1 protein-coding gene is annotated in these 238 nt (G+C 39.1%); it reads right to left on the bottom strand.

The features are described from left to right. Positions 1 to 238, bottom strand: a 238-nt coding sequence (locus tag R2R70_RS22965) for a hypothetical protein (RefSeq protein ID WP_410979342.1), incomplete at both ends; no start/stop codon positions are given.

Here is a 238-nt window from a genome sequence, read left to right as displayed (position 1 = left end):
ATCGTGAAAATTTCAAACGCACGATAGTCATTTTCTTTTGGCTTCTCAGGTGCTTCAGGTGAATTATAATACTGGTTGAACATGTTGGAGTTTACCATAGCATTATCCCATTTGTAAGGTTTACCCATGTAATACTCTACCCAATCTTTCCCATCATAGGCATCGTTTAATGGGAAGTATACTTCATGGTCTGCATAATTAAGTCCTGTGGCATCACGCAACTTTCTAGGCTTACTGC

The sequence above is a fragment of the Cobetia sp. SIMBA_158 genome (genome assembly GCF_046566945.1).
Classification (GTDB): domain Bacteria; phylum Pseudomonadota; class Gammaproteobacteria; order Pseudomonadales; family Halomonadaceae; genus Cobetia; species Cobetia amphilecti.
The sequence above is the reverse complement of the archived record's forward strand: the minus strand, read 5'-3'. Positions and strand labels throughout refer to the sequence as shown.